The 12,440-nt window shown below is 37.4% G+C and carries 13 protein-coding genes and 1 pseudogene; 9 read left to right on the forward strand and 5 right to left on the reverse strand.

All coding sequences use genetic code 11. From position 1 onward, the window contains the following. Nucleotides 1–31: 31 nt before the first annotated feature. The 8 genes from ACOWPH_RS04590 (at nt 32) to ACOWPH_RS04625 (ending at nt 9,126) form a co-directional block, all read left to right on the forward strand. A complete protein-coding gene (locus tag ACOWPH_RS04590) occupies nt 32–1,381 on the forward strand; it encodes a (Fe-S)-binding protein (protein ID WP_015214212.1) in 1,350 nt (449 codons plus the stop codon). A gap of 168 nt (nt 1,382–1,549) precedes the next feature. Next, nucleotides 1,550–2,767, forward strand: a complete 1,218-nt coding sequence (locus ACOWPH_RS04595; RefSeq protein ID WP_015214213.1) for an acetate kinase — start codon at nt 1,550–1,552, stop codon at nt 2,765–2,767. A gap of 25 nt (nt 2,768–2,792) precedes the next feature. Beyond that, nucleotides 2,793–3,578: a hypothetical protein gene (locus ACOWPH_RS04600; protein ID WP_015214214.1), complete on the forward strand. Its 786-nt coding sequence runs from the start codon at nt 2,793–2,795 to the stop codon at nt 3,576–3,578. A 96-nt stretch (nt 3,579–3,674) separates the two neighbouring features. After that, nucleotides 3,675–4,466: an aminotransferase class IV gene (locus ACOWPH_RS04605; RefSeq protein WP_015214215.1), complete on the forward strand. Its 792-nt coding sequence runs from the start codon at nt 3,675–3,677 to the stop codon at nt 4,464–4,466. Between the two features lie 140 nt (nt 4,467–4,606). Then, complete coding sequence (ftsH3, locus tag ACOWPH_RS04610; RefSeq protein WP_015214216.1) at nt 4,607–6,448, forward strand: ATP-dependent zinc metalloprotease FtsH3; 1,842 nt, start codon at nt 4,607–4,609, stop codon at nt 6,446–6,448. 417 nt (nt 6,449–6,865) lie between these two features. Further along, nucleotides 6,866–8,347: a DUF262 domain-containing protein gene (locus ACOWPH_RS04615; protein WP_422665682.1), complete on the forward strand. Its 1,482-nt coding sequence runs from the start codon at nt 6,866–6,868 to the stop codon at nt 8,345–8,347. 64 nt (nt 8,348–8,411) lie between these two features. Next, a complete protein-coding gene (locus tag ACOWPH_RS04620) occupies nt 8,412–8,627 on the forward strand; it encodes a hypothetical protein (protein ID WP_422665683.1) in 216 nt (71 codons plus the stop codon). A gap of 250 nt (nt 8,628–8,877) precedes the next feature. Continuing rightward, on the forward strand, nt 8,878–9,126 hold the full coding sequence (locus ACOWPH_RS04625) for a hypothetical protein (RefSeq protein WP_015214218.1): 249 nt from the start codon (nt 8,878–8,880) through the stop codon (nt 9,124–9,126). A 108-nt stretch (nt 9,127–9,234) separates the two neighbouring features. Here the strand turns inward: ACOWPH_RS04625 and ACOWPH_RS04630 are convergent, their stop codons facing one another. The 4 genes and pseudogenes from ACOWPH_RS04630 to ACOWPH_RS04645 all read right to left on the reverse strand — a co-directional run bounded on the left by ACOWPH_RS04630 (nt 9,235) and on the right by ACOWPH_RS04645 (nt 11,120). Continuing rightward, on the reverse strand, nt 9,235–9,390 hold the full coding sequence (locus ACOWPH_RS04630; RefSeq protein ID WP_015214219.1) for a hypothetical protein: 156 nt from the start codon (nt 9,388–9,390) through the stop codon (nt 9,235–9,237). Further along, the gene (locus tag ACOWPH_RS04635; RefSeq protein ID WP_150111001.1) at nt 9,377–9,859 is read right to left on the reverse strand and encodes a type II toxin-antitoxin system VapC family toxin; all 483 of its coding nucleotides are present in this window, start codon (nt 9,857–9,859) and stop codon (nt 9,377–9,379) included. Before ACOWPH_RS04635 ends, ACOWPH_RS04630 begins: the two co-directional genes overlap by 14 nt. 123 nt (nt 9,860–9,982) lie before the next feature. Then, nucleotides 9,983–10,491, reverse strand: a pseudogene (locus tag ACOWPH_RS04640) (Uma2 family endonuclease). A gap of 14 nt (nt 10,492–10,505) precedes the next feature. Next, on the reverse strand, nt 10,506–11,120 hold the full coding sequence (locus ACOWPH_RS04645) for a hypothetical protein (RefSeq protein ID WP_150111002.1): 615 nt from the start codon (nt 11,118–11,120) through the stop codon (nt 10,506–10,508). 354 nt (nt 11,121–11,474) lie between these two features. Here ACOWPH_RS04645 and ACOWPH_RS04650 point away from each other — a divergent pair, with 354 nt between their 5' ends. Continuing rightward, nucleotides 11,475–12,011: a Uma2 family endonuclease gene (locus ACOWPH_RS04650; RefSeq protein ID WP_015214222.1), complete on the forward strand. Its 537-nt coding sequence runs from the start codon at nt 11,475–11,477 to the stop codon at nt 12,009–12,011. A gap of 4 nt (nt 12,012–12,015) precedes the next feature. On the opposite strand, the gene ACOWPH_RS04655 is transcribed toward ACOWPH_RS04650, so the two are convergent. Further along, the gene (locus tag ACOWPH_RS04655) at nt 12,016–12,216 is read right to left on the reverse strand and encodes a hypothetical protein (protein ID WP_042464834.1); all 201 of its coding nucleotides are present in this window, start codon (nt 12,214–12,216) and stop codon (nt 12,016–12,018) included. Nucleotides 12,217–12,440: the final 224 nt, after the last annotated feature.

Genomic DNA, 12,440 nt, shown 5'->3' on the forward strand with positions numbered 1-12,440 from the left:
GAAGAACGCGAAGTTAAGAGGGGAAAAAGAAATGCAAGTTTCAGATGGTGCTGTTAATAATGTTGCTAGTATTAAGAATTTAAAGGGGTTTGATGAAATTCATCCTCCTGATCCAAAGTTGATTGATAGTTGTGTTCATTGTGGGTTTTGTCTCTCTACTTGTCCTAGTTATCGGATTTTAGGTAAGGAGATGGATTCACCAAGGGGACGCATTTATTTAATGGATGCTATTAATGAAGGTGAAATTGCTTTAAATACCGCAACTGTGGAACATTTTGATTCTTGTTTGGGTTGTCTGGCTTGTGTGTCAACTTGTCCCTCTGGTGTGCAGTATGATAAGTTGATTTCGGCAACTCGGCATCAGGTTGAGAGGAATTATAACCGCAGTTTACCTGATAAGTTAGTGCGTCAATTGATTTTTTCTCTGTTTCCCAATCCTGATCTTTTAAGAATTTTACTTTTTCCCTTATTGGTTTATCAAAAGTTGGGAATTTCTAAGTTATTGCAAGCTACTGGGTTAATTAAAGCTATATCTCCTCGGTTAGCAGCAATGGAATCTATTTTACCACAAATTAGTCTCAAATCTTTTCAGGATAATTTACCGGATGTGATTCCGGCTCAAGGTGAAAAAAGATATCGCGTTGGGGTAATTTTGGGATGTGTGCAACGTCTGTTTTTCTCTCCTGTCAATGAAGCAACGGTGAGGGTTTTAACTGCAAATGGTTGTGAAGTAATTATTCCTAAATCTCAAGGTTGTTGTGCTGCGCTTCCTGAACACCAAGGACAAACTGAACAAGCGAAGGTTTTAGCAAGACAAATGATTGATAGTTTTGCTGATACTCATGTGGATTTTATCATTATCAATGCTGCTGGTTGTGGTCATACTTTAAAAGAATATGGTCACATTTTAGCTGATGATCCAGAGTATGCAGAAAAAGCAAAAGCATTTGCAGCAAAAGTTAAAGATGCACAAGAATTTTTAATTAATGTGGGTTTAACTGCTAAACTTTCACCTCTAACTGATAAGAATTTAACTTTGGTTTATCAAGATGCTTGTCATTTATTACATGGACAAAAGATTAGTGTTCAACCCCGTCAGTTATTAAGAAAAATTCCGGGTGTGACTTTAAGAGAACCAATAGACGCGGCTTTATGTTGTGGTAGTGCCGGGGTTTATAATATGCTGCAACCGGAAGTTGCTGAAGAACTAGGTAAGCAAAAAGTACAAAATTTATTAAATACAGGTGCTGAGTTAATTGCTTCTGCAAATCCTGGTTGTACATTGCAAATTAGTAAATATTTACCAGATCAGAAAATTTCGGTAATGCACCCAATGGAGTTGTTAGATTATTCAATTCAGGGTGTGAAGTTGGAGATTTAGAATTTCACCTATCAACCCCCTTAACTCAGTAAAAGGGGGCTAATTTTTATAAATTATCATGGTAATGTAAAGTTTTTGAAGATAAATTTTTCCTACCCAGTGGAAAACTTTTATTAGTGATTGTAGGATCATGAAATCATTAGACTAGGTGAAGTTTCTTATTACTCTATGAAAATACTAGTACTCAATGCCGGTTCTAGCAGCCAAAAAGGTTATGTGTATGATATCCCCGATGAAACTCTACCTAACCAAGCACTCCAACCCCTGTGGGAAGGAAAAGTGAACTGGACTGAAGACCAGGGAGTGGCAGAAATTGAGGTGAAAACAGGGACGGGTGAGGTATTGCGTGAATCTATTTATGGAGACTCACGACAGGCGCACGTTGCTTATATGTTGTATACTCTCAGTCACGGTGCTACTAAGGTAGTTGGTAATTTGTCGGAAATTGATGTGGTAGGACATCGGGTGGTTCATGGTGGACAGAGTTACCGTGATAGTGTGGTAATTACTGAAGATGTCAAAAAAGAGATAGGTTGTCTTTATACCCTTGCTCCAGCACATAATCCAGCCGCTTTGGATGGTATAGAAGCCATTGAGGAGAGTTTGGGAAATGTTACCCAAGTGGCAGTATTTGATACTGGATTCCATAGCACTTTACCTGATGCTGCTGCAATTTATCCTGGCCCCTATGAATGGGTGGAACAAGGTATCCGTCGCTATGGTTTTCATGGTATTAGTCATCAGTATTGTGCTAGTCGTGCAGCGCAAATTCTGGGACGAGATTTAACGTCACTGCGGTTAATTACCTGCCATTTAGGTAATGGTTGCTCTTTGGCCGCAATTAAAAACGGGCGTAGTATTGATACAACTATGGGGTTTACGCCTCTTGATGGCTTGATGATGGGTAGCCGTTGTGGTTCAATTGATCCAGGGATTTTGATTTATCTGCTACGGCAATCTGATTACTCAGTAGAAAGATTAGATTATGTTTTAAATAAAGCTTCTGGTTTAAGGGGGATTTCGGGTGTTTCCAGTGATTTACCTCAAGTCATGGAAGCGATCGCTCAAGGTAATGATCGCGCTCAATTAGCATGGGATATCTATATACATCATTTGCGGGCTGGTATCGGTGCTATGCTGGCTAGTCTAGGGGGATTAGATGCTTTGGTGTTTACCGCTGGAGTTGGTGAAAACTCTTCGGAAATTCGTCAAGCAGCTTGTGATGCTTGGGAATTTTTGGGACTGAAAATAGATCTTGAAAAAAACCAACAACAGCCAATTGATATAGATATTGCTGCTTCTGATTCAACTGTACGAGTATTAGTGATACACACTCAAGAAAATTGGGCGATCGCTCAACAATGTTGGCAAATACTGCAAAAATAACAATTGTGATTTTAAATGTCTGAATATGCTTTTATCTCGTGAAGCTATTACTACGCCTTTGGTAGCCTGTTTGTGTATTTTAGGAATTAGCTTGAGTCAATTTCCTAGACTCCAAAAACTCTTAATTAGTAAACAAACTGCATCTATAGAAACCCTAGAAAAAGACCAGCAAAAAGAAAATCTGCGTCTGAATTTACTCAAACAAATGCCCAGCTTTAGTTACGACAACGTTATTGCTGATTGGGCATATATAGATTTTTTGCAATACTTTGGAGACAATGAAGCTAGAGATAAAATTGGTTATAGTTTAAGTCCAGAATATTTTGAAGTTATTCTCAAACGTGACCCAAGATTTTTAGCCGCTTATCTAGGTCTTTCTGTCAGTACTTCTTTATATGCTGGTATGCCAGAAAGGTCTATTACCTTAATGGAGAAAGGTTTAAAATCTCTATCTCCTCAAATACCTCAGAAATCTTATTATGTCTGGCGCTATAAAGGAACTGATGAGTTATTATTTTTAGGTGACTCTCAAGCTGCAAAAGAATCTTTTTCAAAAGCTGCTAGTTGGGCTAGTAATTTTACTGATGATGAAAGTAAAAATGCAGCTTTTATTTCGGGAAAAACTGCTGAATTTCTCCAAAATAATCCTGACAGTAAGTTTGCTAGAATTGCTACATGGACAATGGTTTTACAAAATAATGTTGATGAAAAAACTCGCAATAGAGCAATTCAAGAAATAGAAAAATTGGGAGGCAAGGTAACAATTAATGATGATGGAGTACCTGCTGTTACTCTCCCTGCTAAAGATTAAAATAATTTGTAATTCGTAATTCTTAATTGGGAACTGGTGATAAGTAGTAAAGTCTTCTTCCCCTGCTTCCTGCTTCCTGCTTCCTATTCCCTCTTTATGTATTGGTATTGTGGTAAATTAATCGAATCGCAAACGCTGGAATTGGATATTAATGATCCGGGGTTACTTTATGGGGCGACGGTTTTTACAACTTTGCGAGTGTATGATAATTCCCTTGATCATAGTTTAACTAACTGGGAAGCACATTGTTCCCGACTGAGATTGAGTTTACACAGTTTTGGTTGGAAAGAACCTGATTGGAATTTTGTGCGTCAAGGTGCAGAAATCCTCTTGAAAGATTTTCCTGTTCTTAGAATTACTATCTTTCCTGATGGAAGAGAATGGATAATTGGTAGATTATTACCACCTGAGTTGACAGAAAAGCAAAATAATGGTATATTATCTGCTCTTGCTGAACCGGAATTTGCTCGTTCTCTCCCCAAGCATAAAACCGGAAATTATTTGAGTGCTTGGTTAGCAAAAAATAGTGTGCAATCTTTACAAGCCGAAGAAGCGATTTTAACAGATGCTTTGGGAAATTGGCTAGAAACCAGTACTGGCAATCTTTGGGGGTGGTGTGATGGCTGTTGGTGGACACCGCCTTTAGAAGTGGGAATTTTGTCAGGAATAGAGCGATCGCACATCATCACTCAGCTAAAAAATCGCCAAATCACCGTCCAGCAAACACCTTGGACACCGGAGCTAGTCAAAAAATTAGAAGCGATCGCTTACACTAATAGCGTTGTTGAGATAATTCCCATCCATACCGTACAACAGTCTACAGGCTCGCTACAATATAATCCCCACCATAAATGCTTCTTGGAACTTAAAGGATTATTTGTATCATGACACGAACACCTTTTTGGTATACGTTAAGATAAGTTAACATAATTCTAATAAAGCTCTCTCTGATTTTAGGGCCGTGATGCTATCGCGCAGAACGCCTGCTAAAAACGAAACAGACAAAATATACAGGAGAATAGACCTCTGTGAATAAAAGATGGAGAAATGCGGGGCTGTATGCACTGCTTTTTATTGTTGTAATTGCTTTAGGGACTGCGTTTTTTGACAACCAACCCCCTCAAGTAGAAACATGGCGCTACAGTGAATTTATTCAAGAAGTTGACAAAGGCAGAGTAGAAAAGGTCAGTCTCAGTTCAGACCGTTCTACAGCAATGGTTACACCTAAATACGACCTTAATAAAAAGCGCGTCACTTTAGTTAACGACCCAGATTTAATTAATACTCTGACAGCTAAAGGCGTTGATATTGCTGTATTACCTCAAACCGACGAAGGATTTTGGTTTAAAGCACTAAGCAGCTTATTTTTCCCTGTATTACTTCTGGTTGGTTTATTTTTCTTACTCCGTCGCGCTCAAAGTGGACCAGGTAGCCAAGCAATGAACTTTGGTAAATCTAAAGCCAGAGTGCAAATGGAACCCCAAACCCAAGTTACATTTGGTGATGTAGCGGGTATTGACCAAGCCAAGTTGGAATTAAACGAAGTTGTAGACTTTTTGAAAAATGCCGATCGCTTTACCGCAGTTGGTGCAAAAATTCCTAAAGGTGTACTTTTAGTTGGCCCTCCTGGTACAGGTAAAACCCTCCTCGCTCGTGCTGTAGCTGGGGAAGCTGGTGTACCCTTCTTCTCAATCTCCGGTTCCGAATTTGTGGAAATGTTCGTTGGTGTGGGTGCTTCCCGCGTCCGCGATTTATTTGAACAAGCTAAAACCAACGCTCCCTGTATCGTCTTCATTGATGAAATTGACGCAGTAGGTCGTCAACGGGGTGCTGGTTTAGGTGGTGGTAACGACGAACGGGAACAAACCCTGAACCAGTTGCTCACTGAAATGGATGGTTTTGAAGGTAACACAGGCATCATCATCATTGCTGCTACCAACCGTCCTGACGTACTAGATGCAGCTTTATTGCGTCCCGGTCGTTTTGACCGTCAAGTGGTCGTAGACCGTCCTGACTACGCTGGACGCAGCGAAATTCTCAAGGTTCACGCACGGGGTAAAACCTTATCTAAAGATGTGGACTTGGATAAAATCGCTCGTCGTACCCCTGGTTTCACTGGTGCAGATTTATCTAACTTGTTGAACGAAGCCGCAATTTTAGCAGCACGTCGCAACTTAACCGAAATTTCGATGGATGAAATCAATGATGCCATCGACCGCGTATTAGCTGGGCCAGAGAAGAAAGACCGGGTAATGAGCGAAAAGCGTAAAACCTTGGTTGCATATCACGAAGCTGGTCATGCTTTAGTTGGTGCGTTGATGCCTGACTATGACCCTGTACAGAAGATTAGCATCATTCCCCGTGGTCGTGCTGGTGGTTTGACTTGGTTTACTCCTAGCGAAGACCGCATGGATACAGGTTTATATAGCCGTGCTTATCTGGAAAATCAGATGGCTGTGGCTTTAGGTGGTCGTTTAGCTGAAGAGATTATCTTTGGTGAAGATGAAGTTACCACAGGTGCTTCCAACGACTTGCAACAGGTAGCCAGAGTTGCTAAACAGATGATAACTCGATTTGGGATGAGCGATCGCTTGGGTCCTGTTGCTTTAGGTCGTCAACAAGGCAATATGTTCCTCGGTCGAGATATCATGTCTGAACGTGACTTCTCAGAAGAAACCGCAGCCGCAATTGATGAAGAAGTCCGCAAATTAGTCGATACAGCTTATATTCGCGCTAAAGAAGTGTTGGTGAATAATCGCCACATTTTAGATCAAATCGCGCAAATGCTGGTTGATAAAGAAACCGTAGACGCTGATGAATTGCAAGAAATTCTGACAAATAACGATGTTAGAACTGCTGCTTTTGCTTAATAGCTAGTAGTGGGAATTTAAGATTTTAAATTGGGGTAATTCTGGATTTTCTGGAATTACCCCTTTTTTATTTCATACATAGTAACAGGCAAAGAGTGATAGCTCTCCTCTTATTTCCAAAACAGCGATATTAATTTTTGCCTAGTAAAAAATTGCTGAGATTACTATGTACTATGTAGGAGCATTTTCTTAACATCTCTTAAATATACGGAAAAACTATAGCAACCCTACAGAATAAATCTAATGTAAGCTAATTAAATTAATACACAAACAAGTCTATATTATCGTAGTTATTTGCTGTATGATAATAGCTTTGGAAGCGATCAGTTTACTGTTCGCGCAGAGTATTAATCCTGGTTACAATTAAGCTGTATAAATTTTTGAGAGGAGATTAACTTGAGTATCGTACCACGTGGAATGAGCATAACTGAAGCTTATCGTTCTTATCGCTCAGGCAATTTATTAGTAAATCGTAAATATCAACGAAAGTTAGTTTGGACAGTTGAAGAGAAGAGTAGATTAATAGGAAGCATTCTTAAAGGATATCCTATTCCTCTCATTTTACTTGCGGAAAGACCCAAAATACATGGAAGTGGTAAATATGAAGTTATAGATGGAATACAAAGGCTTAATGCAATATGTAGTTTTATTGAGAATTCATTTAGTTTTGAAGAAAAATATTTTGATGTAAAAGAATTTTCTTTTGCAAAGCAATTAGCTGATCATTCTAGTTTTGAAACAGTAAATGATAATAATAACCTTCTTTCCCCAAGAGAGTGTTCCAATATTTTAGATTATCAACTCGCAGTTACTATTTATACCGCAATGGAAGAAGAAGATATTACAGAAGTTTTTGGGAGAATTAACTCCAACGGAAAACATTTAAGTAATCAAGAAAAGCGACAAGCGGGTATTACTACAGCATTTGCAGAAGTAGTTCGTACAATCGCTATGAAATTAAGAGGGGATGATTCACAAAAAATACTTAATCTCTATGAAATGCCAGAAATTAGTATTGATTCTCGTCCATCATATCAAGGTTATGGAATTAAAGCTGAAGATACTTTATGGTGTAAGCAAGGCATCCTAACAATATCTAAATTGCGGGATAGTGAAGATGAAGATATGATTGCGGATATTGCTGCATCTATTTTATTAAGTGAACCTCTAGCAAGAAGTCGTGAAAATTTAGATAATCTTTATGATAGAGAAAGTAGATATTTTGAAACTATAGAAAATTCGTTAGCACTCTATACAGCCGAAAAATTACAAGACAATATCATCAAAAACTTTTCTATTATCAGAGAAACGATTGAATCGTATAGTTCAGAAACTAAATGTTTATTAAATATTGTTAATCCTGGTAGCAATAATCCAATCCCTCAAGCATTTTATACTATATTTATGGCTTTTTTTGATTTAACAATAAATCAAGAACTTTTACCTAGTGATACAACATCAATTATAAAATCTCTGATGAATCTTCAAAGAAATCTAAATTTGAGTAAACGCTATGCAACAACAAGAGATAGAAAAACTAATATAGATAGCACAAAAGGTAGAATTAGAGACTATTTTGTTAAACCAGATAGGTCAACTCTTGGACATGGTGTTGAACTAACAGTAGAGTTAGAAAATTCTATACGACGTTCTTACATTGAAACAACAAAATATGAATGTAAACAAGGATTATTGGACTTATCAGAAAATAGGAAATTAAACAAGGACTTACTTCAGAGATTGATTGACACAATTTGTGGAATTGCTAATTTAGGTTCTGACTCAGAAGGGTATATTTTTATAGGTGTAGCTGACAAAGAAAGTGATGTTAATAGAATTGAGAATTTAGATAACATAAAAGCTATTGAACTTAATAGAATGATATATTGTAGGGATTGATAGAGAGGCTAGAATATTCAATCAATCTCTAGAGGATTATGTAAAAGTATTAACAAATGCAGTCTTGAATTCAGAACTTACAGAACCACTTAAAACTCAAGTCTTAGCAAACTTCGATATAGTATTATATAAAAAACAGTATTCTGTTGTTAGGATTACCGTTCCTAGACAAAATGAAGTATCTTTTGTTGGAAATAGAGCATTTATCAGAAAAGGTTCTTCTACGATAGAAGTGCAAGGAAAAGAATTACTGGCTATTTCCAAAAATTTTAACAAGTAATTATTTAATGTTCATTGCTGATGAAGTAGTGTGGGAATTTTTCCACATGATAGAAATTGGATACTCTTAAAATGCTTGCTGAAAAATAATTTCCTCATCTTTATATGCTGAATATTTGATAGATGAGATACTCAATTTTAAATAATTCTGAATTATTTATCTCACTCATTTCCAAGAAGCAGAACTCAGACATCCTATTCCCTAAATATACAGTGATATAATTGAAAAAATGATTAACACCACAAGACTTATGCTAAAAACAGTCGAAGGTATTTATCGAAACGGGCAAATTGAATTTACTGAACCCCCCAAAGATGTGAACAATAGCACCCAGGTTCTCATCACTTTTCTCGATTCCGGTAAAATCGATCCTACCAAGATACGCCAATTAATTGAGCATTTAGAAACTATTGCTGGTATTCAGCAGGGTTTTGAAGAACTCAACAGTGGTCAAACTCGTCCTATTGCGGATTTTATCCAAGAAATGCAACAGAAATAGGACATTTCAAGTTGAGATTAATCCAATTGCTGAAAACCAGACTTCGCAAACCTATCGCTGGTATCGGGAACGTAATCCTGCATCGATGATTATTAAACAATCACTAATTTATTGACTGGTTAAATTCTCTTTTTTTTGTTTATATTGTTCTTGTAATTCTAGATAATACTTAATTAATTTCTGTGGGTCATGCTGATTATTTTGAGATATTTGATGACGAATTTCTCGAATTTTTTGAAGTACCGAATCATCAAGAGTAATCATGATTCATTAATTCTAAAGGTGTTACTAGTGCAGGAACATATAAGCCTAGCATAACATTAACTCGTCTAATATGCCCAAATTTGTTAGCATTAGCTAAGTGACGACAATTCCAAGTTAACAGAAAATCACATTTATGATAGGATGCTATGGCAAGATGGAGGGCATCGCCTAAAGGATCACTAGGCATAACCTGATTTTGAATGTAGGTTTGCACAATTTCAGCAATTTCTGGTTCAATATCTATCAAAGGAATATCATTTATAAGTTCAATGACTTCTTCTTTATTAGGAAAATTGCCTTTATTCAGTTCATCTAAAACTGCAATACTTGTAAAAACATCATATTGTTGCCTTACGTTATTCCACCAAAAACGAGTCCATTCTCGACGCGCTATCATATCGGGTTCAGTGCGAATCTCATGGTAGAAGCTAGGAATACTGGTTTCAATATAAATTTTTGATTTCATCATCGTGAACTTAGAAAATCTAGATTTTAACACCACTAGATTTATATGTACAGTAAATTTACTGCGCTATCTTGATTAAACTTTTTTTAAAATTAACATAAGTTCTACCCATTTTTCCAAAACTGTTTACCCAAAACTAACACCGCGATAAATTTCCTTGATTGGTAATTCCACACCCACAGACTCTAAAAAAATAGATTTTTCCAAATCATTAAAATCACTCAACAACCAACCTTGATCTTGCTTACTATATTTCTCTATAAAAACTTCATCTTGCTCTACTAATAAATATTCACAAAAACTAGGAATTGAACGATACATCCTAAATTTATTTTGGCGGTCATAATCTGCTGTGGAAGGAGATAATACTTCTACTATTAAGATAGGATTTAAAACCTCATCCTTACGATTATCATTTAGTTGCGGTTCACCATTAAAAACCATCACATCAGGATATACCCCTCGTTTATGTTCAGGAATTCATAACCGCAAATCGCTGTTAATTAGCTCAAATTGAGTGTTCCTCCTGGCATGGGTACAATTTTTCCATCACCATATTCGCTACGTCCTTCTGCTTTTTCTTCAATAGCGCGATATTCATCTAAACTATAACGACGCTCAACGGTGGTAATCATCATTTTAGCTGTTTTCATGTTTGAGGATTTGGTAATAATTTAATCAAAAATAAACCACTAATGCCACCGTAGATGAATCCACTCACCATGCTACCTGCCACTGTAGCCGAAAATAAAATTGGAATCAGTGTCTCTAAACCGCCTTTAAATATCTTCTCAGCAGTAACAGCCGCCAGAATACAGGCCAATGCACCTATAACTGCGCCTACTATGACACCTATAGTAGTGGCAATAAGCCAGTTAAGAGTCTTTTCTCTCGGCCATTTCATAACTAGCGCTTGGGCAAAACTAAGGGAAATAATGCCACTGACTATACCCAAAATTGGACTCATAATGGCATTAGAAGTAGTCACAAGTATTAACCCTCCTATCCCACAGCCCATGCTGAAACCGAACATTGTAGCTAATATCCATTTAGCAGAAACTTTCTTGCGTAAAACTAACTTTTGGGCAATACCCACACACAAACCACCCAATGCACCACCCCAAAAACCTGAAATTCCAGATAAAGGAGAGTTTATCCCCAGCAAGCTAGAAAAAAAGCCTAATAAAAAGCCAAGAAAAATGCCAATAGTGGTAGCTAATACCCAACGCCACCAAAATTTCCATCTCACGGTTGGATTTGACATAGATTTCATAGAAAAGAGTTATATTTCTGAATTATAAGTGGGAAGATATCGGTTATTATCCCAACCATATCAATGACGTGCTTAGGACTTACGCAAGATTGAACTCAAAACCTAATTCTTGCGTAAGGGTAATTCATGAATTACCCCTACTCCCGTTTTGTTTTACGTAAGTCCTGGTACTGCTAACCATGCAACTGAAAGTACACCTTAACAGGGGTAGAGTTAAACCACTCCAGGGTATCAATAATCCAAATACAGGTATAATTGAAAAAATGGTTAAGACCACAAGACTTATGCTAAAAACAGTCGAAGGTATTTATAGATAACGTCTTTTTTCGTAATGCTGAGGCAACTATGCAATCTCCTACCCTCATCAACCCATTAGACAATTTTCTTGGGCAACCCAATATTGAAGCCTCTCCTGCCTGGGAGTTTATACAGGGACAAGCCCAGCAAAAACCCATGCCAACACTGTTTCATTCCCGCCTCCAACGTAACCTTGTTAACGCCATCAACAGCCAAACTACAGCCTATGAAGCTATCCAAGAACTCCGGTGTATCGTACCTCCCATGTCTCCCGTACCTGATATTGCGGTTGTTAAGAGCAATCGTTTTTCTGATGAAGATGGACCGCTACAAGGTTCACCGGACTGGTTAATTGAAATTCGCTCCCCCGACCAAAGCACCTTAGATATACAACACAAAATCCTGCACTGCTTGAGTAACGGGACACAGATTGCTTGGCTCATTGATATTCAGCGAAAGCAAATCTGGGTTTGGGAAAATAAAGAGTTACCACTCGTTTATGCCAATAATGATACACTCCCCACCCTTGGCAATATCTCAGAATTGACTGTTGCAACCGTGATGGCAATGACTCAGCAACGATGATTTATTAAATAACGTCCGATTCCACTTTTTTAACAATCTCCAAAGGTAACTCTAACACCTCTGCAATTTGCTCGTCACTTAAGCCAAAATACCGTAATTTATCAATTCGTTCAATCTTATTTTTATCCTTACTTCTCTTGCCCCTACTTATTGAGCCGATATTCAAAAATGATATATCGTATAGCACAAAAATATCAATTACCATAACTCTCCAAATATGAGAATAAATGCATATTTTTGCCTGTTTGGGGGAACAATTTATCTATTCTGTTATACTAACTGGAGTTTAGACTAGTTGTTGATAATTCGTTTCAGGAATTATGGATAATTGATAGTTCCAGAAACGAAACTACCAATTATTTCCAGTAACTCTTGAATTAAGCAGAAAGGCGTAAAAAAACTTGCATTATGCAAAGAAAAGTACCGTTG

The sequence above is a fragment of the Anabaena sp. PCC 7938 genome (genome assembly GCF_049315035.1).
GTDB lineage: Bacteria > Cyanobacteriota > Cyanobacteriia > Cyanobacteriales > Nostocaceae > Anabaena > Anabaena cylindrica.

Excerpts from the sequence above, each read along its gene's own strand:
- ACOWPH_RS04625 (WP_015214218.1), top strand. The coding sequence starts at position 8,878 with ATGCTAAAAACAGTCGAAGGTATTTATCGAAACGGGCAAATTGAATTT.
- ACOWPH_RS04645 (WP_150111002.1), bottom strand. The coding sequence starts at position 11,120 with ATGTCAAATCCAACCGTGAGATGGAAATTTTGGTGGCGTTGGGTATTA.
- ACOWPH_RS04595 (WP_015214213.1), top strand. The coding sequence starts at position 1,550 with ATGAAAATACTAGTACTCAATGCCGGTTCTAGCAGCCAAAAAGGTTAT.
- ACOWPH_RS04635 (WP_150111001.1), bottom strand. The coding sequence starts at position 9,859 with ATGATGAAATCAAAAATTTATATTGAAACCAGTATTCCTAGCTTCTAC.
- ACOWPH_RS04600 (WP_015214214.1), top strand. The coding sequence starts at position 2,793 with ATGCTTTTATCTCGTGAAGCTATTACTACGCCTTTGGTAGCCTGTTTG.
- ACOWPH_RS04630 (WP_015214219.1), bottom strand. The coding sequence starts at position 9,390 with ATGATTACTCTTGATGATTCGGTACTTCAAAAAATTCGAGAAATTCGT.
- ACOWPH_RS04655 (WP_042464834.1), bottom strand. The coding sequence starts at position 12,216 with ATGGTAATTGATATTTTTGTGCTATACGATATATCATTTTTGAATATC.
- ACOWPH_RS04590 (WP_015214212.1), top strand. The coding sequence starts at position 32 with ATGCAAGTTTCAGATGGTGCTGTTAATAATGTTGCTAGTATTAAGAAT.
- ACOWPH_RS04605 (WP_015214215.1), top strand. The coding sequence starts at position 3,675 with ATGTATTGGTATTGTGGTAAATTAATCGAATCGCAAACGCTGGAATTG.
- ACOWPH_RS04615 (WP_422665682.1), top strand. The coding sequence starts at position 6,866 with ATGAGCATAACTGAAGCTTATCGTTCTTATCGCTCAGGCAATTTATTA.
- ACOWPH_RS04650 (WP_015214222.1), top strand. The coding sequence starts at position 11,475 with ATGCAATCTCCTACCCTCATCAACCCATTAGACAATTTTCTTGGGCAA.